Origin of the sequence: Microbacterium sp. 8M, assembly GCF_902506375.1 — a bacterium.
Lineage (GTDB): Bacteria > Actinomycetota > Actinomycetes > Actinomycetales > Microbacteriaceae > Microbacterium.
The window spans coordinates 1981428-2004664 of record NZ_LR733284.1; the positions used below are offsets into that span (position 1 = coordinate 1981428).

At 71.1% G+C, this 23237-nt stretch carries 25 protein-coding genes; 13 read left to right on the forward strand and 12 right to left on the reverse strand.

The genetic code is table 11. The features are described 5' to 3' along the window. Positions 1-136: 136 nt before the first annotated feature. Entirely contained in the window at positions 137-1879 is a 1743-nt protein-coding gene (locus AERO9AM_RS09400) for a DEAD/DEAH box helicase (protein WP_159575896.1), read from the reverse strand. A gap of 135 nt (positions 1880-2014) precedes the next feature. Between AERO9AM_RS09400 and AERO9AM_RS09405 the strand changes: the two genes are divergently transcribed. After that, a complete protein-coding gene (locus AERO9AM_RS09405; protein ID WP_159575897.1) occupies positions 2015-2839 on the forward strand; it encodes an SGNH/GDSL hydrolase family protein in 825 nt (274 codons plus the stop codon). A gap of 56 nt (positions 2840-2895) precedes the next feature. On the opposite strand, the gene AERO9AM_RS09410 is transcribed toward AERO9AM_RS09405, so the two are convergent. Further along, positions 2896-3714 (reverse strand): TrmH family RNA methyltransferase, encoded by an 819-nt coding sequence (locus AERO9AM_RS09410; protein WP_159575898.1) that lies wholly within the window; start codon positions 3712-3714, stop codon positions 2896-2898. A gap of 113 nt (positions 3715-3827) precedes the next feature. On the opposite strand from AERO9AM_RS09410, the gene AERO9AM_RS09415 reads away from it, so the two are divergent. From AERO9AM_RS09415 to AERO9AM_RS09425, 3 genes are all read left to right on the forward strand, one after another. Beyond that, positions 3828-4652 carry a Sir2 family NAD-dependent protein deacetylase gene (locus AERO9AM_RS09415; RefSeq protein ID WP_159577469.1) on the forward strand — a complete coding sequence of 275 codons (825 nt, stop codon included), beginning with the start codon at positions 3828-3830 and terminating at the stop codon, positions 4650-4652. Further along, positions 4649-5233: a histidine phosphatase family protein gene (locus AERO9AM_RS09420; RefSeq protein WP_159575899.1), complete on the forward strand. Its 585-nt coding sequence runs from the start codon at positions 4649-4651 to the stop codon at positions 5231-5233. Before AERO9AM_RS09415 ends, AERO9AM_RS09420 begins: the two co-directional genes overlap by 4 nt. Positions 5234-5354: 121 nt before the next feature. Continuing rightward, entirely contained in the window at positions 5355-6638 is a 1284-nt protein-coding gene (locus AERO9AM_RS09425) for an MFS transporter (protein WP_159577470.1), read from the forward strand. Between the two features lie 9 nt (positions 6639-6647). On the opposite strand, the gene AERO9AM_RS09430 is transcribed toward AERO9AM_RS09425, so the two are convergent. The 3 genes from AERO9AM_RS09430 to AERO9AM_RS09440 are packed head-to-tail and all read right to left on the reverse strand — an operon-like array spanning position 6648 to position 10169. Beyond that, complete coding sequence (locus AERO9AM_RS09430; RefSeq protein WP_159575900.1) at positions 6648-8051, reverse strand: dihydrolipoamide acetyltransferase family protein; 1404 nt, start codon at positions 8049-8051, stop codon at positions 6648-6650. Continuing rightward, on the reverse strand, positions 8048-9058 hold the full coding sequence (locus tag AERO9AM_RS09435; protein ID WP_159575901.1) for an alpha-ketoacid dehydrogenase subunit beta: 1011 nt from the start codon (positions 9056-9058) through the stop codon (positions 8048-8050). Before AERO9AM_RS09435 ends, AERO9AM_RS09430 begins: the two co-directional genes overlap by 4 nt. Position 9059: 1 nt before the next feature. Continuing rightward, positions 9060-10169, reverse strand: a complete 1110-nt coding sequence (locus AERO9AM_RS09440; RefSeq protein WP_159575902.1) for a thiamine pyrophosphate-dependent enzyme — start codon at positions 10167-10169, stop codon at positions 9060-9062. A 159-nt stretch (positions 10170-10328) separates the two neighbouring features. Here AERO9AM_RS09440 and AERO9AM_RS09445 point away from each other — a divergent pair, with 159 nt between their 5' ends. After that, positions 10329-10814 carry an Lrp/AsnC family transcriptional regulator gene (locus tag AERO9AM_RS09445; RefSeq protein WP_159575903.1) on the forward strand — a complete coding sequence of 162 codons (486 nt, stop codon included), beginning with the start codon at positions 10329-10331 and terminating at the stop codon, positions 10812-10814. Here the strand turns inward: AERO9AM_RS09445 and AERO9AM_RS09450 are convergent. Beyond that, a complete protein-coding gene (locus AERO9AM_RS09450; RefSeq protein WP_159575904.1) occupies positions 10774-11673 on the reverse strand; it encodes an alpha/beta fold hydrolase in 900 nt (299 codons plus the stop codon). The two genes, AERO9AM_RS09445 and AERO9AM_RS09450, sit on opposite strands and share 41 nt — an antisense overlap. A gap of 157 nt (positions 11674-11830) precedes the next feature. On the opposite strand from AERO9AM_RS09450, the gene AERO9AM_RS09455 reads away from it, so the two are divergent. Next, a complete protein-coding gene (locus AERO9AM_RS09455) occupies positions 11831-12577 on the forward strand; it encodes an exonuclease domain-containing protein (protein ID WP_159575905.1) in 747 nt (248 codons plus the stop codon). Positions 12578-12775: 198 nt separating this feature from the next. Here the strand turns inward: AERO9AM_RS09455 and AERO9AM_RS09460 are convergent, their stop codons facing one another. From AERO9AM_RS09460 to glgA, 3 genes are all read right to left on the reverse strand, one after another. Continuing rightward, positions 12776-13033 (reverse strand): type B 50S ribosomal protein L31, encoded by a 258-nt coding sequence (locus tag AERO9AM_RS09460; RefSeq protein ID WP_159575906.1) that lies wholly within the window; start codon positions 13031-13033, stop codon positions 12776-12778. A 132-nt stretch (positions 13034-13165) separates the two neighbouring features. Then, positions 13166-13951, reverse strand: coding sequence for an ABC transporter ATP-binding protein (locus AERO9AM_RS09465; RefSeq protein ID WP_159575907.1), 786 nt, complete (start codon positions 13949-13951; stop codon positions 13166-13168). A 16-nt stretch (positions 13952-13967) separates the two neighbouring features. After that, positions 13968-15152, reverse strand: a complete 1185-nt coding sequence (gene glgA / locus AERO9AM_RS09470) for a glycogen synthase (protein ID WP_159575908.1) — start codon at positions 15150-15152, stop codon at positions 13968-13970. Positions 15153-15198: 46 nt separating this feature from the next. Here glgA and AERO9AM_RS09475 point away from each other — a divergent pair, with 46 nt between their 5' ends. From AERO9AM_RS09475 to AERO9AM_RS09485, 3 genes are all read left to right on the forward strand, one after another. Beyond that, positions 15199-16443, forward strand: a complete 1245-nt coding sequence (locus tag AERO9AM_RS09475; protein ID WP_159575909.1) for a glucose-1-phosphate adenylyltransferase — start codon at positions 15199-15201, stop codon at positions 16441-16443. 63 nt (positions 16444-16506) lie between these two features. Further along, positions 16507-17142 carry a phosphoserine phosphatase SerB gene (serB, locus tag AERO9AM_RS09480; RefSeq protein WP_159575910.1) on the forward strand — a complete coding sequence of 212 codons (636 nt, stop codon included), beginning with the start codon at positions 16507-16509 and terminating at the stop codon, positions 17140-17142. Between the two features lie 79 nt (positions 17143-17221). Beyond that, positions 17222-17914 carry an alpha/beta fold hydrolase gene (locus tag AERO9AM_RS09485; RefSeq protein ID WP_159575911.1) on the forward strand — a complete coding sequence of 231 codons (693 nt, stop codon included), beginning with the start codon at positions 17222-17224 and terminating at the stop codon, positions 17912-17914. Between the two features lie 84 nt (positions 17915-17998). Here AERO9AM_RS09485 and fabG read toward each other — a convergent pair whose 3' ends face one another. After that, entirely contained in the window at positions 17999-18709 is a 711-nt protein-coding gene (gene fabG, locus AERO9AM_RS09490; RefSeq protein WP_159575912.1) for a 3-oxoacyl-ACP reductase FabG, read from the reverse strand. 135 nt (positions 18710-18844) lie between these two features. Between fabG and AERO9AM_RS09495 the strand changes: the two genes are divergently transcribed. From AERO9AM_RS09495 to AERO9AM_RS09510, 4 genes are read left to right on the forward strand one after another with little or no spacing between them, the layout of a single operon-like run. Continuing rightward, positions 18845-19423, forward strand: coding sequence for a DUF4190 domain-containing protein (locus AERO9AM_RS09495; protein ID WP_159575913.1), 579 nt, complete (start codon positions 18845-18847; stop codon positions 19421-19423). Between the two features lie 51 nt (positions 19424-19474). Further along, on the forward strand, positions 19475-19831 hold the full coding sequence (locus tag AERO9AM_RS09500; RefSeq protein ID WP_236602561.1) for a DUF3099 domain-containing protein: 357 nt from the start codon (positions 19475-19477) through the stop codon (positions 19829-19831). After that, positions 19828-20046 (forward strand): hypothetical protein, encoded by a 219-nt coding sequence (locus AERO9AM_RS09505; RefSeq protein WP_159575914.1) that lies wholly within the window; start codon positions 19828-19830, stop codon positions 20044-20046. The genes AERO9AM_RS09500 and AERO9AM_RS09505 overlap by 4 nt, the downstream gene beginning before the upstream one ends. Continuing rightward, on the forward strand, positions 20043-20873 hold the full coding sequence (locus AERO9AM_RS09510) for an SURF1 family cytochrome oxidase biogenesis protein (protein WP_159575915.1): 831 nt from the start codon (positions 20043-20045) through the stop codon (positions 20871-20873). The genes AERO9AM_RS09505 and AERO9AM_RS09510 overlap by 4 nt, the downstream gene beginning before the upstream one ends. 27 nt (positions 20874-20900) lie before the next feature. On the opposite strand, the gene abc-f is transcribed toward AERO9AM_RS09510, so the two are convergent. Beyond that, positions 20901-22499, reverse strand: coding sequence for a ribosomal protection-like ABC-F family protein (gene abc-f / locus AERO9AM_RS09515; RefSeq protein ID WP_159575916.1), 1599 nt, complete (start codon positions 22497-22499; stop codon positions 20901-20903). A 128-nt stretch (positions 22500-22627) separates the two neighbouring features. After that, positions 22628-23233, reverse strand: coding sequence for a CbiQ family ECF transporter T component (locus tag AERO9AM_RS09520; protein ID WP_159575917.1), 606 nt, complete (start codon positions 23231-23233; stop codon positions 22628-22630). Between the last annotated feature and the right edge of the window lie 4 nt (positions 23234-23237).

Below are 23237 nucleotides of genomic sequence, written 5' to 3' on the forward strand. Positions count from 1 at the left end.
GTTCCACGCTATCCATCCGCTGCGCCGCGATCCGCACGGAGGCGGGGATTGACAGCATTTCGGGGATCCGAACCGCCGGCCCCCGGGCGCGTCCCTTCGACCGGCTCGAGCCCCGCCGTCCGGGGCCGGCTAGGGCTCAGGAACGGACGCGCCGCCGCAGGACGTCGATCCGGGACTGCAGCTGGGCGACCGTCGCCTGCGCCACCGCCGGACCACCGCACAGCCGCCGCAGCTCGGCGTGCACTGCGCCGTGCGGCTCCCCCGTCTGCCGCGCGTACAGGCCGACGAGGCTGTTCAGGAGCTGCCGCTGCTCGCGGAGCGTGCGGTGCAGCGGCTCGGGAAGCGTCGTGGTGGCCGTGGGCGCCTGCGCCTCGCGGGCCTCGCGGAGTCGCGACTGCCGGGACTGGCGCTGCATGAGCAGCTCGTGCACGTGCTCGGGTTCGAGGAGCCCGGGGAGCCCGATGAACTCCTCCTCCTCGGGCGTCCCGGGTTCGGCGAGCTGGCCGAACTCCTTGCCGTCGAACACGACCCGGTCGAAGTGCGCAAGCGACGAGATCGCCTGGTAGCTGAACTCCTGGGTGAGCGCATCGGAGGCCTCCTCCTCGCGGTTCGCGCTCTCCAGCAGCGAGTCGTCGAGGCCGTCGGCGTCCTTCGACTGCCGGTCGAGCGCGTGATCGCGCTGCTTCTCCAGCTCGTTCGCGAGCTTCATCAGCACCGGCACGTTCGGCAGGAACACGCTCGCAGCCTCACCACGACGACGGGCCCGCACGAAACGGCCGATCGCCTGCGCGAAGAACAGCGGCGTCGACGACGAGGTCGCGTACACGCCCACCGCCAGCCGCGGTACGTCGACTCCTTCCGACACCATGCGCACGGCGACCATCCAGCGATCCTGTGATGCGCTGAACTTCTCGATGCGCTCGGAGGCCGTGGCGTCGTCGGAGAGCACCACGGTGGGTCGCTGCCCGGTCATGGAGTGCAGGATCTTCGCGTACGCACGAGCCACCGTCTGATCCGTCGCGAGCACCAGCCCGCCGGCGTCGGGCACGTGATGGCGGATCTCCGTGAGCCGGCGATCGGCGGCCGAGAGCACGGCCGGCATCCACTCCCCCTCGGGATCCAGCGCGGTGCGCCAGGCCTGAGAGGTCACATCCTTCGTGTTGTCCTGGCCGAGATGCGCCTCGAGCTCGTCGCCGGCACTCGTGCGCCACCGCATCTTCCCCGCGTACATGTGGAACAGCACCGGCCGCACCACGCCGTCCTGGAGCGCGCGGCCGTAGCCGTACGCGTAGTCGGTGCTGGAGACACGCGCCCCCGACTCGTCGGGCAGGTACTCCACGAACGGGATCGGCGCGGTGTCGCTGCGGAACGGCGTGCCGCTGAGGAGCAGGCGCCGGCGCGCCGGTGTGTAGGCATCGCGGATGGCGTCGCCCCAGCTCAGAGCGTCGCCGCCGTGGTGCACCTCGTCCAGGATCACGAGCGTGCGCGCCCCCTCGGTGAGGTGCTTGTGCACGGACGACTTCGCGGCAACCTGGGCGTACGTCACCACGACGCCGTGGTACTGGCGCGACGGCGCCCAGTGACTGTTGCGGAACCGCGGATCGAGCCGGATGTGCACGCGCGCGGCGGCGTCGGCCCACTGCGTCTTGAGGTGCTCGGTCGGCGCGACCACGATCACGCGGTCGATCTCGTTCGTGCGCAGCAGTTCCACGGCCAGGGTCAGCGCGAACGTGGTCTTGCCGGCGCCAGGCGTCGCGGCGACCAGGAAGTCCCGGCGATCGGGGATCCGGAAGTACTCCTCGAGCGCCTCGCGCTGCCAGGCCCTCAGCCGATCTGCGGTTCCCCAGGGTGCGCGCTGGGGGAAGGACGGGGAGAGCATGGGATTCCACGATAGACGAGCCCGCCGACATCCCGGACCATACGGCGGGGCTCCTCCGGCGGGGCGCACGGCGTCCGGCGCGAGTAGTCTCGGATCCGGCGCCGCGCCGACCGCGCGGCATGCAGGAGGAGGATCATGTCCGGTCACGAGCCGCGCACCCCGTATGTCCCCAACGACACCCCGCACCCATGGCATCGCTATGTCGCGCTGGGCGACTCGTTCACCGAGGGCATCGGCGACCCAGAGCCGAGCGCGCCCGGCGGCCACCGCGGCTGGGCCGATCGCGTCGCGGAGGTGCTCAGCGCGCAGAGCGAGGATTTCGCGTACGCCAATCTGGCCGTGCGGGGCAAGCTCATCGCGCAGATCGCCGATGAGCAGATCGCCCCCGCGATCGCGCTCAACCCCGACCTCGTCACGCTGTGCGCGGGTGGCAACGACGTCATCCGCCCGGGAACCGATCCCGACGAGATCGCCGTGCAGCTGGACGACATGGTCACGCGCCTGGACCGCACCGGCGCAGCGATCGTGCTCATCACCGGCATCGACACGGACTTCACGCCGGTGTTCCGGCCGTTCCGCGGCAAGGTCGCGATCTACAACGAGAACGTGCGCGCCATCGCCGAGCGTCACGACTGCATCGTCGCGGACCAGTGGGGTCTGAAGACCATCCAGGATCCCCGGTTCTTCGCCGACGACCGGCTGCACATGAACCCGCTCGGGCATCACGAGGTCGCCCGGCTGGTGCTGCGCGCGCTCAACGTCCCGAACGATCTGCAGCCGATGGTGGCCGACCCGCTCCCGGAGCGCACCTGGCGCGAGGCCCGCAACGAGGACCTGGTGTGGGCCCGCACGCACCTCGTGCCGTGGGTGCTGCGACGTCTGCGCCACCAGTCCTCCGGTGACGACATCGAGGCGAAGCGCCCGGAGCCGATGCCCGTGCTGCTGCCGCGCGAGGACTGAGCACCTCACCGCGGTCGCACGGCTCGGCGGCCGAACGCCACCCGCCCGGCGCGATCTCAGGGGCGCGCGGAGGGCGGATGCTGCAGTGCCCACAGGGCGACCGCCGCCGTGGAGGCGACGTTGAGCGAGTCCACGCCACCGGCCATCGGGATCGTCACGACCGCGTCGGCCGCCGCCAGGGCATCCGCGGTGAGACCGGGCCCCTCGGATCCGAACGCGAGCGCCAGGCGCTCCGGACGGGTGGCCGCATACGCCTCCAGCGGCACCGCGTCCTCGCGCAGCGCCAGGGCGGCGAGCCGGATCCCCTCCGCACGCAGCAGCGGGGCGAGCTCTTCCCAATCGCGGAACCGCGTCCAGGGCACCTGGAACACGGTGCCGGTGCTGACCTTGACGCTGCGGCGGTACAGCGGGTCCGCGCAGCGCGCCGAGACGAGCACCGCGTCGGCGCCGAGGGCGGCAGCCGCCCGGAACGCGGACCCGACGTTCGCATGCTCGATGAGATCCTCCAGCACGAGGATCGTGCGCGCTCCGGCCAGGACCGCGGACAGCGCCGGGAGCGGCGGCCGGTGCATCGCGGCCAGAGCGCCGCGGTGCACGGGGAACCCTGCGACCGCCTCGACCACGACATCCGGGCAGACGTACACCGGCACAGAATCGGCGAGGGCGAGGTCGCGGATCCCGGTGAGCCAGCGCTCCTGGGTCAGGATCGACCGCGGCCGATGCCCCGCCCGCACGGCGCGCTCGATCACCTTGAGCGACTCGGCGATGTACAGGCCGCCCTCGACGTCCCGGCGCGCACGCAGCGCGGTGTCGGTCAGACCCCGGAAGTCGTCGAGACGAGGATCACCGGGGTCGTCGATGCGGAGTTCGTGCACGGATCCACTCTTCCAGGTCGATAGCCGGTGGCGTCCCCGGCACTCGCGAACCCGTGGCCGCCCCGACGACACGCCACCGTAGACTCGGGCGGGGAGGTTCCGTGAACAGCAGCATGCCGTCGTTGCACGCGCAGCTCGAGCCGGTCGCCGAATTGCTGGCCGGCCGCCGCATCGCCTTCCTCACCGGTGCCGGTCTCTCCACGGATTCCGGCATCCCCGCCTATCGCGGCGCCGGTTCCGCACCGCGACGCACCCCCATGACCGTGCAGACGTTCCTCGGATCCGAGGACGCGCAGCGCCGGTACTGGCTCGGCAGTCATCTCGGATGGCGTTCCTTCGGCGCCGCCGATCCGAACCCCGGTCACCGCGCGATCGCCGCCCTCGAGTCCGACGCACGAGCCGTCGGTGTGATCACGCAGAACGTCGACGGGCTGCATCTCGCTGCCGGGTCCGCGCGCGTGGTCGAACTGCACGGCACGATGCGCACCGTGCTGTGTCTGCGGTGCGGGCAGGCGTTCTCCCGCGACGCCGTGGCCGCTCAGATCGAGCACAGCAACCCCTGGCTGGACGTGCCGGACGAGGTGCTGCTCGCCCCGGACGGCGACGTGCGCCCCGAGAGCACGGCCGGGTTCGTCCTCCCGATCTGCACGGTGTGCCGGGGCCCGCTCAAGCCGGACGTGGTCTTCTTCGGCGAGTTCATCCCCGCCGACCGGTTCGCCACCGCCGAGGCCCTATTGCGCTCGGGTGATGCGCTGGTCGTCGCCGGGTCGTCCCTCGTGGTGAACTCCGGGATCCGGATCATCGAGCGGGCGCGCCGTCGGGGCCTTCCCATCGTCATCGTCAACCTCGAACCGACCCGTGCCGACGCCTGGGCCTCCGTGACCATCGCGGCTTCCACCAGCGTCGTCCTCCCCGCCCTTCAGGAGCTGCTGTCGTGACCCTCATCACCCTCGTCCGCCACGGTCAGACCGACTGGAACCTGGAGGGCCGGATCCAGGGATCCACCGACATCCCCCTGAACGACACCGGACGCGCACAGGCTCGCGATGCGGCGCGGCGCCTCGCCGGCACGCCCTTCGACCACGTCTACGCGAGTCCGCTCAGCCGCGCCCGGGAGACCGCGGAGATCATCGCCTCCGAGCTCGGATTGCCGGCGCCGCTGATCACCGTCGGCATGCGCGAGCACGAGTTCGGCGACGCCGAAGGGATGCTCTGGGACCAGTACGTGGAGCGGTTCCGCGCGCGCCGTGAGGAGGTGCCGGGCGCTGAGACGGTCCCGGCGCTCACGGCCCGCGCCCTGGCCTCGCTCGACCGGATCGCGCTCGCCGCCCGCCGTCGCTCCGCACCCCGCGTCGAGTCGGTGCTGATCTGCACCCATGGCGGCGTCATCCGCGCCCTGCTCGAGCACGTTTCCGGCGGCACCCTTCCCGCGCCGGGCGAGCGGCTGGGCAACGGCTCCGTGCACCGCTTCGCTATGGACGGCGGCGGTCTGCGGCTGCTCGACACGGCCGCGGTGTGAGCGCGTCGCGCACGGGACGGGCCCGCTGCCGTCCCGGCGCGTCTCGGGGGCGGGCGTAGGATCGAAGGAGCCGCCGACCCCGAGGAGAGCTGTGAATCCCGCCCCTGCACCGACCTGGCGGATGTGGCTCATCTGGACGGTGGGGGTCGCGGCGTACGTGCTGTCGATCACGAACCGCACTTCGCTGTCCGCCGTCGGCGTGGACGCGGCGCACCTGTTCCAGGCCGATGCGTCCACGCTCTCGCTGTTCGCGGTGCTCCAGCTCGCCGTGTACGGGCTCATGCAGATCCCGGTCGGCCTCCTGCTGGACCGGTTCGGATCCCGTCCGATCATGGTCGCGGGAATGCTGCTCATGGCGATCGGCCAGCTGGTCATGGCGTTCGCGCCCAACGTCGGTGTCGCGATCGTGGCGCGCATGATCCTCGGCGCCGGCGACGCTGCGATCTTCCCCGGCGTGCTGCGCCTGGTCGCGATCTGGTTCCCCGCGCAGCGCGGACCGCTGATGGCGCAGCTGACCGGAATCGTGGGTCAGCTCGGCCAGCTCGTGGCGCTGATCCCGCTTCCGCTGCTGCTGCACTCGACCACGTGGTCGGTGGCCTTCGGGAGCTTGGCGGGGCTGGGCGTGCTGTTCACCGTGCTCGTGTTCGCGGTGATCCGCAACCGCCCGCCCGAGCTCAGCCAGGACGTGTCGGTGAACACGGACACCGGCGCCATCCGCGTCGTCACGTCGCAGGTGGATCTGCGCGTCTCGCTGCGCGAAGCACTCGCCCACCCCGGCACGCGCCTCGGCTTCTGGACCCACTTCACCACGCCGTTCGCGGGCACCGCGTTCATGATGCTCTGGGGGATCCCGTTCCTCACCAGCGGCGAGGGTCTGTCCACCGGCACGGCAGCGCTCGTGACGACCGTCTACGTGCTGTTCGGGATCCTGTTCGGCCCGGTGCTGGGAACCCTGTCGGCACGCCACCCCACCAGCCGCTCGCTCATGCTCGTGCTGCCGACGATCGCGGTGCAGGTCGTCGTCTGGCTCGCCGTGGTGCTGTGGCCCGGCCCGGCACCGCTCTGGCTGCTGATCGTCCTCGCGATCGCGCTCGCCTCCGGCGGACCCGCATCCATGGTCGCGTTCGACCACGCCCGCACGCACAACCCGCAGCACCGGCTCAGCACGGCGACCGGGGTCGTCAACGGCGGAGGCTTCCTCGCCGCGCTCATCGCGATCTTCCTCATCGGACTCGCCCTCGACCTGCAGGGCGCCGGCACGCCGGCGACGTATTCGCTCGACGCGTTCCGCTGGGCGTTCCTCACCCAGGTGCCGCTGTGGCTGCTGGGCACGGCCTTCATCGTGCGGGAGCGACGGCTGACCCGGCGCGTGCTGGGTCTGGACCGCCGCTCCCGGGAGGGCTGACCGCGCCGGTCAGCCGAGCAGCATCGCCCGGCCCGGCTCCTCCAGGACGTCGGCGACGGCCTTCAGGAACTGGGCGCCTTCGGCACCGTCCACGATGCGGTGGTCGAACGAGAGGCTGAGCGTCATGACGTCGCGCAGCGCGATCCCGCCGTCGTGCTCCCAGGGCATGCGCCGCACTGCGCCGAGGGCGAGGATGCCGGTCTGTCCCGGGGGCAGGATCGGCGTGCCGGCATCGATGCCGAAGACCCCGATGTTGGTGAGCGAGAACGTGCCGCCCGCGAGATCGGCCGGCGGGGTCTTCCCGCTGCGCGCCGTGCGGGTCAGCTCCGCGATGGCTGCGGCGAGCTCGCCCAGCGTCATGCGGTCGGCGTCGCGGATGATCGGCACGATGAGCCCGCGGTCCGTGGCCGCCGCGATGCCGAGGTCGACGAAGTGCTGCTGCACGATCTCGCCCGCCTCGCCGTCCCAGCGGGAGTTCAGACCCGGGAAGTGTCCGAGCGCCAGGCACACCGCCTTCGCGACCACCGTCAGCACCCCGATGCGCGGGGCATCGGGCGCGGCGGTCTTGCGCAGCGACGCGATGAGCTCGCTCGTCGCGGTCACGTCGACCGTGTGGAACGTGGTCACATGCGGCGCGGTGAAGGCGCTCTGCACCATGGCCTCCGCCGTGTGCTTGCGGACGCCGCGGATCGGGACGCGCGTGGTGGCGCGCTCCCCCGCCGACGGACGGATGCGGGCCGGCACGGTCGACGCGGACGCGGGCGCGGACGCGGACGCGACGGCAGCGGACTCGGAGGTCGTCCCGCCGGCGCGCTGGGCGATCCGCTCCCGGTACGCGTCCACATCGGCCCGCGTGATCACGCGGTCGCCGAGCTCGGCCGCGACCAGCGCGAGGTCCACGCCGAGCCCTTTCGCGTAGGCGCGCACCGGGGGCGTGGAACGCGGCCGCTCCCCGCGCACCGGCGGAGCGGGGTGGACCTCGATCGCGTCATGCGGCGCCGCGACGCGCACCTCGGCGTCGGCGGCCACGGCGGTCGTGGTTCCCGCGGCCGCGCGACGGGCCCTGCGCTGGGGACGCCCGGCGGAGGGCGCGGCGCCGTAGCCGACGAGGTTCGGACCGGATCCCTCCTCGACGGCCTGTGCGGGGGCGGCCGGCGCGGGGGTCGGCTCCGCGCCCTCGATCTCGAAGCCCACCAGGGGGGCGCCGACCGGAACCACGTCGCCGGCGGCGGCGTGCAGCGCCGTGATCACACCGGCGTGCGGCGAGGGCAGCTCGACGACCGCCTTGGCGGTCTCGACCTCGGCGAGGGTCTGGTTCAAGGCGACGGTGTCGCCCTCGGAGACCAGCCACTGCACGATCTCGGCCTCGGTGAGACCCTCGCCGAGATCCGGGAGGAGGAACTCCTGCTTCATCGGTCGGCCCCCTCCAGCAGCTGCTCGTCATCGCACACCCGGTCGACCGCATCCAGGATCCGGTCCAGGTCGGGCAGGTGGAACTTCTCGAGCTTGGCCGGCGGGTACGGGATGTCGTGGCCGGTGACCCGGAGAGGCGCCGCCTCCAGCCAGGTGAAGCACTTCTCGGTGATGCTCGCGATCACCTCGGCGGCCACGCCCGCCTCACGTGCAGCCTCGTGCACGACCACGACGCGGCCCGTGCGCCGCACCGATGCGCACACCGTTCCGTAATCGACCGGGGAGAGCGAGCGCAGATCGATGACCTCGAGCGAGCGCCCCTCGGCCTCGGCGGCCTCTGCGGCGTCGAGAGCGGTGCGCACCATCGCGCCGTACGTGACGATCGTGACGTCGCTGCCCTCCCGCACGACACGGGCGAGGCCCATCGGCGCCGCGTCCGCGAGCGGGGTGTCCAGATCGACCTCCCCCTTGGCGTGGTACAGGCGCTTGGGCTCGAAGAAGATCACGGGATCGTCGCTCGCGATGGCCTGACGCAGGCAGGTGTACGCGTCCTGCGGGTTGGACACCGCGACGACGCGGAGGCCCGCCGTGTGCACGAAGTACGCCTCGGGCGACTCGGAGTGGTGCTCGGCAGCGCCGATGCCGCCGCCCCAGGGGATCCGGATGGTGATCGGCATCGGCACCGTGCCCTGCATGCGGTAGTGCAGCTTGGCCACCTGGGAGACGATCTGGTCGAACGCGGGATAGACGAAGCCGTCGAACTGGATCTCCACCACCGGCCGGTACCCGCGCATCGCGAGTCCGACGGCGGTGCCGACGATGCCCGACTCGGCGAGCGGGGTGTCGATGATCCGCTCGGCGCCGAACTCGTCCAGCAGGCCGTCGGTGATCCGGAACACTCCCCCGAGCTTGCCGATGTCCTCGCCCAGCAGCACCACCTTCGGGTCGTCCGCCAGCGATTGCTTCAGGGCGGCGCCGAGCGCCTTGCCCATCGTCATCTGCACCATGTCACGCCTCCGCGAGGGTCGCGAGGTAGCGCGCGTAGTCGGCGCGCTCCTCCGCGAGTCCGGTGTGCGGCTCGGCGTACACGCCGTCGAAGACCGCGAGCGGCTCGCGGGTGGTCATGCTCAGGCACGCGCTGCGCATCTGCATGGCGGCCTCTTCCGCCTCCGCGGCGAAGCCGGCGGCGACCTCGTCGGTGAGCGCGCCCTCGTTGCGCAGCAGCGTCTCCAGCCGTGCGAGCGGATCCTTGCCGCGCCAGTACTCGAGCTCGGCCGGGTCGCGGTAGCGGGTCGGGTCGTCGGCCGTGGTGTGCGGGCCCATCCGGTAGGTGACGAGCTCGAGGAACGCCGGGGAGCCGCCGCGCGCCTGCTCGAGAGCCCAGCGCGTCGCCGCGAACACGGCGAGCACGTCGTTGCCGTCCACGCGCATGCTGGGGATCCCGAACCCCGGCGCACGCCCGGCGATCGGGTACTGCGACTGCACCGCGACCGGCTCGGAGATCGCCCAGTGGTTGTTCTGGCAGATGAAGACCACCGGTGCGCGGTAGGAGGAGGCGAACACCATGGCCTCGTTCACGTCGCCCTGGCTCGTGGCGCCGTCGCCGAAGTATGTCACGGCGACCTGGTCCGAACCGTCGTGCAGGATGCCCAGCGCGTAGCCTACGGCGTGCAGGGTCTGCGCGCCGATGATGATCTGCAGCGGAGCCATGTGCATCACGGCCGGGTCGTAGGCGGCGCCCTCTTCCCCGCGCCACATCCGCACGTAGTCGCCGGGCTGCGCGCCGCGCACCAGCATCACGCCGGTCTCGCGGTAGCTGGGGAACACGACGTCGTCGTCCTTCAGCGCGCGCGCCGATCCGATCTGCGCGGCCTCCTGGCCCTGGCAAGGCGCCCACAGGCCGAGCTGGCCCTGACGCTGCAGCGCCACGCCCTCGGCATCGAGGCGGCGCAGCACCACCATGTCGCGCAGCAGGGCCAGGAGCTGCTCGGAGGTGACATCCGCGGCGAAGGGCGCCAGGCGCGCGTCGGCGTGGCGACGGCCGCGCGCATCGATCAGGGTGGCGGGCTCGTCCAGCCCGATGCCGGTGACCGTGATGGGATCAAGGTGGGTAGACATCTTCGTCCTCCTCAGTGGATCCGCCCTCGTGAAGCGGAACCGATGCGTCTTCGCTGTGCCTTGAGGGTACGTCCGCTTGACACGTCGCTCAAGCATTCCGGCATGCCCTGAGCATGTTGCCCAATTATCGTTCTGTCACCCCTGCTACCCTTTGGCAACATGGCAACCCTCGATCGCACCGATCTCGACATCCTCGAGATGCTCTCGGCCGACCCCCGCACCACGGTGGTCGCGATGGCGGAGAAGCTCCGGCTCTCCCGCAACACGATCCAGGCGCGCATGGCGCGCTTGGAGAAGACCGGCGTCTTCCTGCCGTACGAGCGCGCCTTCTCACCGGCCGTGCTGGGCTACCCGCTGCAGGCGTTCATCAGCATCGGGCTGCGGCAGACCGAGCTGCCCCGGATCATCGCGGAGCTCGCCAGGGTGCCGGAGGTCGTGCAGGCGCACGGGCTCAGCGGATCCATCGACCTGCTCGCCCTGGTCGCCTGCCGCGACGCCCGTCACCTGTTCGACACGGACGCCCGGATCCTTTCGATCGACGGGGTCGAGCGGACCGAGACATCGCTCGCGATGGGCGAGGTGATCCCGTTCCGCGTCGGCGGTCTCATGGGGCTGGCACGGCGAGAGGCCGGAGGAACCGCCTGATCGCTCCCGCCGCCTCGGCCGGTGTCTCGTAGTGGATCAGGTGCCCGACGTGGGCGATCTCGACGAGCTCGGCATCCGGGAACAGCGTGACCAGACGGCGCTCGGCCTCGATCGGGGTGATGTCGTCGCGCTGCGCGGCGATGAGCAGGGTCGGCACCGCGATGCGGGGCGCGAACTCGCGCACGTCGTGCGACACGCTGGTGCGGAACGCCTGGCTGAGCACCTCGCGGTCGGCGAACCGTGAGAAGTAGGTGTCGTGCTGATCGTGCACGAAGCGGCGCAGCGCGGGATCGGTGGTCTTCGCCATCGCGATGCTCATGGCGCGCACGATGATGCGGTTGCGCAGGAGTTCGGTGCCGATCTGCTCCGGCAGCCGCGCACCCAGGGTGTAGTACAGGATCGCGAGGCGGGTCAGCACCGCCTTCGGCCCCTCGAGCGCGGGCGCGCCGATCGGGTTCACCAGGATCAGCCGCGGCGTCTGCAGACCGCGCGCGACCGCTGCCGAGGCGACGATGGATCCGAACGAGTGCCCCAGGATGACGGCCCCGGGTGCGACCGCCGCCGCGAAGTCCGTGAGCCACGCGGCGTACGCCTCGATGTCGTGCACGCGGCCGGGCAGCGGAGCGGTCTCGCCGAATCCCGGCAGGTCCGGCATGATCACGCGGACGCCCGGGAGATGCGCGACCACGGGCTCCAGTCCGTGGTGCTCCCCCCGGAAGCCGTGCACGGCGAGGACGGTGGTCTCAGCGTCCTCCGGGCCGTACGCCCAGTACGCGGTGCGCCCGCCGAGCGCCTCGACCTCGAAGCGCTGCACGGGGATGCGATCCAGGCGTGCGGCGTAGGGCGAGGGAACGGGCATGCCTCGAGTCTACGGGCGACGGCGGGCCGTCCGTCGCCGCGGGCGCGCCGACACCGCGGTGCCCGCTCCGTGCCCGCCCGGTGCCCGTCACCCCGGGGTCGCCGCACCGCCGCGCGCCGCCGCGGGGATGTCCGGGGCTCGCCCTACGGTGGGCGTCATGACCCCGCCGACGCCGCTGCCGCCCTGGCTGACCCGCGTCGGAGTCTTCGATCTGGAGACCACCGGGGTCGACGTCACCCGCGACCGCATCGTCACCGCGCACGTCGGCGTCCTCGATCACCACGGGACCGAGATCGCCGCGCGCACGTGGCTTGCCGACCCCGGCGTGCCGATCCCGGCCGGCGCCACCGCGATCCACGGCATCACGTCCGAGCGCGCGCGTCGCGACGGCGCGCCAGCGGCGCAGGTGGTCGCCGGCGTCGTGACTGCACTGCGGTCGCTGCTCGACCAGGGTGTGCCGGTCGTCGCGTACAACGCCGCGTTCGACTTCTCCCTGCTCGCCCACGAGGCGCGGCGCCACCGCATCGCCCCTCTGGAGAACCCGGCACCCGTGATCGATCCGCTCGTCATCGACAAGGCGTACGACCGCTACCGTCCCGGCAAGCGCACCCTGGAGATCGTCGCGGCACACTACCGCGTCGATCTCGTCGGTGCGCACGACGCCTCCGCCGACGCCGTCGCGGCAGGGCGCGTGGCACAGGCTCTCGCGCAGCGCTTCCCGCTGCCGCCGAGCGCTGCGGAGCTGCACACGCGTCAGATCGCCTGGGCGAGGGCGCAGGCGGCGAGCCTCACCGACTACTTCGTGCGGATCGGCCGGATCGATCCGACCGATCGCCTCGACGGCCGCTGGCCGGTGCGCGACGGGGATCCCACCTGGCAGCACTCTCCCGCCGGGTCCCTCTGACGGCGGATCCTGCGCGCGGATCGATCTCAAGCGCCCCCTCGCGTCGAGGCCCCCTCGGCACGTCGACGCCCCCACAGGGCGGCGCATCTCCGAGGGGGTCCCGACGCTGCGAGGGGGCCTCGGTGAACGGCGCCGCTTCCAGGCGCGAGGCCCGGACACGACGAAGGCCCCGCCGGAGCGGGGCCTTCGAGGAAGCGATTACTTGGAGGAACCGCCGAAGTTCTTGAAGCGCTGGTTGAACTTCTCGACGCGACCGGCCGAGTCCATGATGCGCTGCTTGCCCGTGTAGAACGGGTGCGAGGCGGAGGAGATCTCGACGTCGATGACGGGGTACTCCACGCCGTCGAGCTCGATCGTCTTGTCGCTGGTCACCGTCGAGCGGGTCAGGAACGTGTCTCCGGTGCCGAGGTCGCGGAACACGACGGCCTGGTACTCGGGGTGGATGTCAGTCTTCATGGGATTCCTTACGTGGTGCCCTGGATTGTGCCAGGGGCGAGGGAAGTCTGCGGTGCAGAACGCACCAAGGGTCGATTCTAGCACTCCTCGGCCCTGATCCCGTGCTCGCAGCGGGGGCGAGGGTGCCGGGGGTCAGGACGCGGCGCGTGCCGCGTAACGGCCGTCGGCCCGGTCCAGCGCGATCGGCATGGCGAACGCCTCGCTCAGCGCCTCCGCGGTGAGGGTCTGCTCGATCGGGCCGGCGGCAACGATCCGTCCCTCGCGCAGCAGCAGCACGTGGGTGAAGCCCACGGGGATCTCCTCCACGTGGTGCGTCACCATGACCATCGCGGGCGTCGTCGGCGACTGTGCGAACCCGCTGAGCAGGCCCAGCAGCTCCTCCCTGGCGCCGAGGTCGAGGCTCGCGCTCGGTTCGTCCAGCAGCAGGAGCTCCGGATCCGTCATCACCGCACGGGCGATCTGCACGCGCTTCTGCTCGCCGTCGCTGAGCGTGCCGAAGTGGCGCTCGGACAGGTGCTCCAAGTGCCACTGCTCCAGCACCCGCATCGCGCGCCGCTCGTCGAGGGACTCGTACGACTCGTTCCAGCGCCCCATCACCGAGTACGCCGCCGTCATCACGGTGTTCAGCACGGTCTCGTCCGCCGGGATCCGACGGGCCATCGCAGAGGAGGCGAAGCCGATGCGCGGCCGGATCTCGAAGACGTCCGTCCGGCCGAGGGTCTCCCCCAGCACGTCGACGCGGCCCTGCGTCGGGTGCATCAGCGTGTCGGCGAGCTGCAGCAGCGTCGTCTTGCCTGCGCCGTTCGGTCCGAGCACGACCCAGCGCTGGTCGTCCTCGACGGTCCAGGAGAGGTGATCGACGATGTTGCGGCCGTCGCGGCGCACCACGACATCCGAGAATTCGAGGACGGCAGACATGCCTTCAGCCTATCGGTCAGGCCGTGAGCTCCTCGTAGAGCGCCCGGGTCGTGTCGGCGATCGCGGCCCAGCTGAACTCGTCGGCCGCGCGCTGACGCCCGGCCTCGCCGTACGCCTTCGCGCGCTCCGGATCCGAGACGACCTCGGTGAGCACCGCAGCCAGATCCGACACGAAGCGCTCCGGGTCCACGGGGGTGCCCGTGCCGTCCTGCACCTGCTCGATCGGCACCAGCCGGCCGGTGACCCCGTCGACGACGACCTCGGGGATGCCGCCCGTCGCCGTGCCGACGACGGCGGCGCCGCAGGCCATGGCTTCCAGGTTCACGATCCCCAGGGGCTCGTAGACGGAGGGGCAGACGAAGGTGGTCGCTGCGGTCAGGATCGCGGAGAGCTCGTGGCGCGGGAGGAACTCCTCGATCCAGACGACGCCCGTGCGGGTCGCGGTCAGATCGGACACCAGGCCGCGCACCTCGTCCATGATCTCCGGGGTGTCCGGCGCCCCGGCGCACAGCACGAGCTGCACCTCGGGCGGCAGCTTCTCGGCGGCCCGCAGGAAGTACGGCAGCCCCTTCTGCCGGGTGATCCGGCCGACGAACACGACGGAGGGGCGCGACGGATCGATGCCGTGCTTCGCGAGAACCTCCGGGTCGTCGACGGGATGCCAGGCGTCGACGTCGATGCCGTTGTAGATCACCCGCACCTTGGCGGGATCCACTTGGGGGTAGGCGCGCAGGATGTCGTTGCGCATGCCGCCGCTCACGGCGATGATCGCCGCCGCGTTCTCATAGGCGAGCCGCTCGATGCCGCTGGAGACGGCGTACCCGCCGCCGAGCTGCTCGGCCTTCCACGGACGCAGCGGCTCGAGGCTGTGCGCCGTCAGCACATGCGGGATGCCGTGCAGCTGCGCGGCGATGTGCCCCGCGAAGTTCGCGTACCAGGTGTGGCTGTGCACCACGTCGGCCCCGGCGACGTCCGGGACCATGTCGAGATCCGTGCCGAGGGTCTGCAGCGCGGGGTTCGCGTCGGCGAGTTCGGCAGGCGTCCGATACGCCGCCACTCCCGGTTCGTCCCGGTCCGCGCCGAAGGCGCGCACCTGCACATCGACGCTCTCGCGCAACGCCTTCACGAGCTCCGCGACGTGCACGCCGGCCCCTCCGTAGATCTCCGGCGGGTATTCCTTCGTGATGACGTCGACGCGCATGTCATGAAGGTAGTACACGGCGACCGCCTGCCTCTATGGTGGACGCATGTCCGCACCAAAGAAGGTTTTCGGGATCATCCTCGCCGGCGGCGAGGGGAAGCGACTCATGCCCCTGACGGCCGACCGGGCAAAGCCCGCGGTGCCCTTCGGCGGCCAGTACCGCCTGATCGATTTCGCCATCTCCAACCTCATCAACTCCGGTCTCAGACAGATCGTGGTGCTGACGCAGTACAAGTCGCACAGCCTGGACCGCCACATCTCACAGACGTGGCGGATGTCGGCCCTGCTCGACTCCTACGTCACCTCGGTCCCCGCCCAGCAGCGCCTCGGAAAGCGGTGGTTCTCCGGATCCGCGGACGCGATCCTGCAGAGCCTGAACCTCATCAACGACGAGAAGCCGGACATCGTGGTCGTTATCGGCGCGGACCACGTCTACCGCATGGACTTCCGCCAGATGATCGACGCGCACATCGCCTCGGGCGCCCGCGCCACCGTCGCCGGCATCCGTCAGCCGCTCGCCCTCGCCTCGCAGTTCGGCGTCATCGACGTCGCCGAGGGAGACTCCGGCCGCATCCACCAGTTCCTGGAGAAGCCCTCGGATCCGACGGGCCTGCCGGACTCGCCGCACGAGGTGCTCGCGTCCATGGGCAACTACGTCTTCGACGCCGACGCCCTCATCGAGGCGGTGGAGGCGGACGGCGAGCTCGCCGGTTCCAACCACGACATGGGCGGCGACATCGTGCCCTACTTCGTGGAGCGCGGCGAGGCGGGCTTCTACGACATGAAGCAGAACGAGGTGCCGGGTTCCTCGCCCCGCGACCGCTCGTACTGGCGCGACGTGGGCACGATCGAGTCGTTCTTCGACGCGCACATGGATCTCATCTCGACCCTGCCGATCTTCAACCTCTACAACATGGAATGGCCGATCCACTCGCAGGCGGTCAACTCGCCGCCCGCGAAGTTCGTGCGCGACTCGGTGGGACGGATCGGCAATGCGATCGATTCGATCGTGTCGCTGGGATCCGTGCTCTCCGGCACGCATCTGGAACGCAGCGTCGTCGGCCCGTGGACGCTCGCCGCCGGGGGCTCGACGATCACCGACTCCGTGCTGTTCGACGGGGTGCGGGTGGGGCAGGGCGCCCGCGTGCATCGCGCGATCCTCGACAAGAACGTGGTGCTGCTCGACGGCGCGACCGTCGGTGTGGACCGCGAACGCGACCTGGAGCGCGGCTTCACGATCACGGAGACCGGCCTGACGGTGGTCGGCAAGGGCGTGCGCATCGAACGCTGACTCCGCCTCCCCGCCGCTGTCACACCGGCGGGGATCGACGGTCCCGGCCGCTACGCTCATCGGGTGACCTCCGCGCGCTTCCTCGTCGTCCTCGATGCCGATTCCACGCTCATCCGCAACGAGGTGATCGAGCTCCTCGCCGACGAGGCCGGCCGGCGGGCGGAGGTGCAGGCGGCCACCGAAGCGGCCATGCGCGGCGAGGTCGACTTCGCCACGAGCCTGCGCTCCCGGGTCGCGGCGCTCGCGGGCGTTCCCATCACGGCCTTCGCGCGGGTGCGCAGCCGCATCGAGCCCACCCCTGGCGTGCAGGAGCTGACGGCCGCGGTGCACGAGCGCGGCGGTGTCGTCGGCGTCGTCTCCGGCGGGTTCCACGAGATCCTCGACGCCGTGGCGCCAGCGCTGGGCGTCGACCGCTGGCGCGCGAATCGCCTCGAGATGGCGGACGGCGCGCTCAGCGGCCGTGTCGACGGTGAGATCGTGGACGCGGCGGCCAAGGCGGCATCCCTCCAGCTCTGGGCGGCGGAGCTCGGAGTGCCTCCGCACGCCACGATCGCGATCGGCGACGGGGCCAACGACCTGCAGATGATGGCCGCGGCCGGTCTCGGCATCGCGTTCAACGCCAAACCCGCCGTACGCGCCGCGGCGTCGCTGGTGGTGGGCCCGGTCGATCTCGCGCAGGTCATCCCGCTCCTGCCCTGACGCCCTCGGCCGGACCGCGCGGCCCGGCGAGGAATCCGCTCCGGCGTCGTACGTCGGTGGCCCGGCTTAGCGTGGTCCCATGAAGATCATCCTTGTTCCCGGACTGTGGCTCGACGCCGATTCCTGGGCCCCCGTGCTCGAACCGCTCCGTGCCGCCGGCCATGATCCGCTGCCCCTCACCATGCCCGGGGTCGGCGTTCCCGCGTCGGACTCCTCCGACATCCGTCTGCAGGACTGGGTCGACGCGGTCGCCGACGCCATCGACGATGCAGAGGGAGACGTGGTCCTCGTCGGGCACTCAGGCGGCGGCAACGTCATCTGGGGTGCCGTCGACGCACGCCCCGATCGCGTGCACCGCGCGATCTTCGTCGATTCCGCACCTCCGGCGGATGGCGTCGGCATCAGCGAGTTCGAGGTCGTCGACGGAGTCGTCCCGTTCCCGGGATGGGACTTCTTCCCGGAGGACGAGGTGCGCGATCTCGACGCTGCGACCCGCGCCTCCGCGGCGGGCGCCGCGAAGAGCGTGCCTGCGCACGTGCCGACGGATCCGATCTCACTGCGGGACGAGCGGCGCCATGCGGTGCCGGTGACCCTGTTGATGGGATCGGTGGAGCGCCCGGAGTTCGAAGAGGCGCTCGCCCACTGGGGCCCGTACAAGGACGAGTACGAGCGCCTCAGCGACGTCGAGGTGATCCGCATCGGCTCGGGGCACTGGCCGCAGTTCTCCGTGCCCGGTCGCCTCGCGGAGCTGCTCGTCGCCGCGGTGCGCTGAAGGGTCCGCGCAGGGCCGCCCTGCCGGGTCACCGGAACCGGCGGCCCTGCGCGGCCCTCTGCCCCGCCACGATGGGTGGAAGGGTCAGTGCCCCATGCCGAGCCCGCCGTCGACGGGGATGACGGCGCCGGAGATGTACGCGGCGTCATCGGAAGCGAGCCAGGTGACGACACCCGCGACCTCGTCGGGCGAGGCGAAGCGGCCCGCGGGGATGCTCGCCTTGTACTGCTTCTGAGTATCCTCGGAGAGCTCCGCCGTCATGTCGGTCTCGATGAAGCCGGGCGCGACGACGTTCGCCGTGATCCCGCGCGCGCCCAGCTCGCGGGTGAGCGAGCGCGCGAAGCCGACGAGCGCGCTCTTGGAGGCCGCGTAGTTGATCTGCCCGGCGGAGCCGTACAGGCCGACGACGCTCGAGATGAGGATCACCCGGCCGAAGCGCGCCTTGAGCATGCCCTTGGAGGCGCGCTTGACGACCCGGAAGGAGCCGCCGAGGTTGGTGGACACGACGCTGTCGAAGTCGTCCTCCGACATCCGCAGCAGGAGCGTGTCCTTGGTGATGCCCGCGTTCGCGACCACGATCTCGACGGGGCCGAGCTTCTGCTCGACCTCGGTGAACGCCGCGTCCACGGCGGCGGCGTCGGTGACGTCGGCACGGACCGTCAGCGTGCCCTCCGGTCCTTCGCCGCTGCGTGCGGTGACCGCGACCCGGTAGCCGTCCCGCACGAAGCGCTCGGCGATGGCGCGGCCGATGCCGCGGTTTCCGCCGGTGACCAGGACGACGCGATCAGTGCTCATGCAGGGCTCCCAAGAATCGAGGTGTACGGCACGCAAGCCTAGCGAGCGGAAGGAGCCTCAGGAATTGACACGGCCCTGACCGCACGGAAATCTGGGTGATGACCACGATCTTCAGAAACGACCCCGAGGAAGCGCATGAGCAACGACAACGGCGGGATCCCGTCCCAGGGACAGCAGCCGCCCGCCTACCCGGGCGCCCCGGTGCCCCCGCAGCAGCCACCCGCGTACCCGGGAGCCGCCGTGCCACCGCAGCCCTCCTATCCCGGCGCCGCGCCGCAGCAGCCGCCTGCGCCCTCTTACCCGGACGCCGCGCCTCACCAGCCCGGCTACCCCGGTTCCGTGCCCCAGTCCCAGGGCTACCCCGGCGCCGCGCCGGCGTACGGCGCACCCTCGTACGGACAGCCCTACGCCCCGCCGTACCCGGGACCGCTCAAGTCGAACGGCCTCGCCATCACGGCCCTCATCTGCGGAATCGCGGGAGTGGTGCTGTTCTGGCTCGCCTACATCGTGCTGCCGTTCCTCGCCGCGGTGACGGCGATCATCACGGGTCACCTGGCTCTGGGGAAGGTCAAGCGGGATCCGGCGCTCGGCGGGAAGGGCCTCGCGCTGACCGGCGTCATCCTGGGCTACGTGGGCGCGGTCCTGAACCTCGTCATCGGCATCGGCTTCCTGATGCTCATCGTCTACGGCATCTCGCAGGGAAGCGGCTACTGAGTCGTCCACTGCGACGATCGCCGGGTCACGGCGGCGTAGGCTTGAGTCATCGTGAAAAGGACTCCCGACGCCGCCGTGACCTCTCTGCCGCGCGCCCCGCGCGACGAGGCACGCGACCGCGTGCGTCATTACGCGATCACCATGGGGATCCGCACGATCTGCTTCATCCTCGTCTTCACCGTGCAGCCGATGGGCTGGTGGACGTGGGTGTTCGCGATCGCCGCCGCCGTCCTGCCCTACATCGCCGTGGTCTTCGCCAATGCAGGTGACGACTCCGTCTCCACGGGGGTCGAGTCGCCGCTCATCGAACTCGAGTCTCCCTCCGAGCAGCAGGAAGAGACACCGCGAGACCCCCAGGTGATCACGGTGGCCGAGACGCCCGCGCGTCCCGCAGAGCCGCGATCATGAACGCGTCCGAACCGGAGCTGAAATGCTCCCGAGCGGGTTGCCGTGCGGCGGCCACGAACCGGATCGTCTGGCGCAATCCGCGCATCCACGGACCCGACCGGGAGAAGGTCTGGCTCGCCTGCGCTGAGCATCTGCGGTTCCTGTACGACTATCTGCGCGCCCGCGACTTCCCGGCGAGGATCGACGCCGCCGTCGGCGAGGGCGAGCGGGAATGATGCGACAGCGTCTGCTCCGCTGGAGCGCCTATCTCGCCGTGGCGATCGTGTTCGCGGTCGTGTGCGCGTACCTGTCGAACTGGCAGTTCTCCCGCAACGAGGGACGGCAGACGCAGCTCGAGCTCGTGCAGCGCAACTACGACGCGAAGCCGCTGCCGCTCGACGATCTTCTGGCCCGAGGCGAGAAGCTCCCGGCATCGGCGCAGTGGCATCCGGTGATCCTGCACGGGCGCTACGAGGTGGGCGGGCAGCTCCTGGTGCGCAACCGGCCGCACGGCGGCACGAGCGCCTTCGAGGTGCTCGTGCCCTTCCGCACCGACGACGGCCGCGTCTTCGTCGTGAACCGCGGCTGGGTCGTGGCCGGCGACGGCTCCGACGTACCGACCTCGATCCCCGCCCCGCCGGCCGGCGACGCCACGGTGGTCGCCCGGCTGCGGCCCGGCGAGCCGCTGCCACCCTCCGGACGCGGCGCCCCCGAGGCCCAGGTGCCGAGCATCAACCTCCCCCTCGTCGCCGAGAAGACCGGCGACGGACCGGCCGTCGACACCGGGGCGTACGGCGAGCTGGTGAGCGAGTCCCCCGCACCGTCCTCGCGGCCGCACCCGTTCGAGGCGCCCTCGGACGATCCCGGGCCGTTCCTGTCCTACGCGATCCAGTGGATCCTGTTCGCGATCATGGGCTTCATCTTCATCGGGTACGTCATCCGCACCGAGATCGTGAAGCACCGCGACGAGGCCGCCGGCCGCGCACCCCGAGGGCCGCGGCGTCGCCGCGATCGCGACATGGACGACGAGGATGCGCTGCTCGACGCCGTCGAGCAGCGCTGAGCACGACGCGATCGGCTCCGAACCGGCTCAGGCGAGCTCGATGAGCTCCTGGTACTCCTTCGACCAGATGTCCTCGACGCCGTCGGGCAGGATCAGCACCCGCTCCGGGTTCAGCGACTCCACGGCGCCAGGGTCGTGCGAGACGAGCACGACCGCGCCCTCGTAGTGCGCGAGCGCACCGAGGATCTCCTCGCGCGAGGCGGGATCGAGGTTGTTCGTGGGCTCGTCCAGCAGCAGCATGTTCGCAGAGGACACCACGAGCGTCGCGAGCGACAGACGCGTCTTCTCTCCGCCCGAGAGCACGCCCGCAGGCTTGTGCACGTCATCCCCCGTGAAGAGGAAGGATCCGAGCACCTTGCGCGCCTCGGTCTCGTTGAGATCGGGCGCGGAGGACATCATGTTCTCCAGCACCGACCGGCTCACGTCGAGGTTCTCGTGCTCCTGGGCGTAGTAGCCGACCTTGAGGCCGTGCCCCGGTTCGAGCTGTCCGGTGTCGGGCTGGTCGACGCCGGCGAGGATGCGCAGCAGCGTCGTCTTGCCCGCGCCGTTCAGGCCGAGCACGACCACCTTGGATCCGCGGTCGATGGCCAGGTCCACGTCGGTGAAGATCTCCAGCGAGCCGTAGGACTTCGACAGACCGGATGCCATGAGCGGCGTCTTGCCGCAGGGCGCCGGCTTCGGGAACCGCAGCTTGGCGACCCGGTCGACCTGGCGCACCTCCTCGAGCCCGGAGAGGAGCTTCTCGGCGCGCGCCATCATCTGGTGCGCGGCCGCGGCCTTGGTCGCCTTGGCGCCGAAGCGAGCGGCCTGCTGCTGCAGCGTCGTCGCCTTCTTCTCGGCGTTCGCGCGCTCCTTCTTGCGCCGCTCCTCGTCCGCCACCCGCTGGCGCAGGTAGTTCTTCCAGTTCATGTTGTAGATGTCGATAACCTGGCGGTTCGCGTCGAGGTAGAAGACCCGGTTGACGGTCTCCCCCACCAGCTCCACGTCGTGGCTGATCACGATGAGGCCGCCCTTGTACCCCTTGAGGAACTCGCGCAGCCACACCACGCTGTCGGCGTCGAGGTGGTTGGTGGGCTCGTCCAGGATCATCGTCTCGGCATCGGAGAACAGGATCCGGGCGAGCTCGATGCGGCGGCGCTGTCCGCCCGACAGCGTCTTCAGCGGCTGGTCGAGGATGCGGTCCGGCAGCGAGAGGTTGTGCGCGATCGATGCCGCCTCGGCCTCGGCCGCGTAGCCGCCGAGCGTCTCGAAGCGCTCGGTGAGGTTGCCGAACTGACGCATGGCCTTCTCCGCGACCGCCGGGTCGTCGGATCCCATGGCCTCCGAGGCCTCGCGGATGCGCAGAGTGAGGGATCCGAGTCCGCGCGCGTCGAGGATGCGCGTGCGCGCCAGCATCTCGGGGTCGCCCGACCGGGGGTCCTGCGGGAGGTAGCCGAGCTCACCGCTGCGCTCCACCTTGCCGTCGGAGGGGATGAGGTCGCCGGCCAGCACCTTCGTCAGCGTCGTCTTGCCGGCGCCGTTGCGGCCGACCAGCCCGATCTTGTCGCCGTCGGCGACGCGGAAGGACACGTTCTCCATGAGGAGACGCGCTCCCACGCGGATCTCGAGGTCGTGCACGGCGAGCACAGCGGACGTCCGTTCTTCAGAAGGGGGTGAGCGGCCGGATGGCCAGCCTCCCAGTATAGGCGGCGAGCCCGAGAGGGTGCCGACCCGGCGGGTGCAGGCGCCGGGGTGCGACCGGGGACGAGGTGCGGTCAGCGGGCGAGGCCGCGGGCGGCCAGCGCCTCCCCCACGGCGTCCGCGTGGCGCATCGTGCGCACCAGGACGGGCAGGGCCGCGCGCAGGCCCAGCCGCACGCCCCGCGCGTCCTGCGCCTCCCGGACGGCCCGCACGAACCCGCCGATCACGGGGACCATCGTCAGGGTGAGCGAAAGCACCAGCCCGACCGCGTCGGCATCGACGCCGACGCGCCGCAACGGCCGCAGCAGCCGCACGATCAGCGCCATCAGTGCGCTGGTCGCCGTCGTCCGGGTGAGCAGCTCCGCCAGCAGCAGGAGCACCACGAGACGGCCAGTGTTCACGACCGCCGCCGCGACGCCGACGAAGACACCCAGCGCGACGCCGAGCACGAGGATCAGCCAGCGCAAGCGCCACCACGCGGCGCCCAGCTCCCGCACGCCGAACCCCGCGAGCGGGAAGAGCAGGCTCGCCACGACGACGCCGGTGAGAACCGGCACGATCATGGCAGTGCGCGCCGGCACGAACGACAGGGCGAGCGCGACCGCCGCCAGCACCGCGAGCTTCACACCGGCGGGCGTGCGGTGCAGGAAGCCGGAGCCGGGGCGGTACAGCGAGATCACGCGA